Annotated in this window: 1 protein-coding gene; it reads left to right on the forward strand. The window is 32.3% G+C overall.

Annotated features, from left to right (window positions below; genetic code table 11):
• On the forward strand, positions 1–562 hold a 562-nt coding region (locus tag AB4486_RS26390; RefSeq protein WP_372119717.1), incomplete at its 5' end, for a hypothetical protein.
• Positions 563–697 lie beyond the last annotated feature (135 nt).

Here is a 697-nt window from a genome sequence, read left to right on the forward strand (position 1 = left end):
CTTATACATCGATTTCAACAAGACAAATAAAGAGCAAGAAAATCAACTGCGATCCAAGCTCGAAGACATCTTTAATAGAAGAATTAGCGACACTAAAGCTGCACTAGATTCGATATTCAAGCTGTTCAAAGAAGTGGAATTAACATATAACCAAAAAAGCATTGCAAGACTTTCCGATAGATCAAAGCAGGTTCATAGTCAAGATATCAATAATGCGATTGAAGTCATAACAACAAAATCAAAAGCATTCCAATTTTGGCGAGATCATAGTAGAGAGATTAGTCAAAAATTAGGAATCAAGCCATTTGATCGTGAATCGTTTGAATTAAAATTCAGTTTAGCATTTGACCTATTCAAGAGTAAAGACGAAGCTGAACATCAGAAAATACTTGATTTTGTAAAATCTAATTATCGTCAATGTAACGGATACAATGAAGATGACTGTATAGAAGAACTTTTCGACATGTTTAACCAAAATAATAGTTCCAAGTTAGATGCTCAAACTCTTAAAGCCACAATGTATGCAGCTTACTTTGAATCAATTTATAAGACGGAAGTATAACAATGGGAATTTTAGTAAAATATAATAGATTCCTTGCCTATAGCAGCAAGAACAATAAGTTTTTTGATGCTAAGTTCGATAACAAAATCAACATCATTCATGGTAAAAACACTTCAGGTAAAAGCACGTTAATGC

This window comes from Vibrio sp. 10N.222.55.C6 (genome assembly GCF_041473395.1).
Lineage (GTDB): Bacteria > Pseudomonadota > Gammaproteobacteria > Enterobacterales > Vibrionaceae > Vibrio > Vibrio crassostreae_C.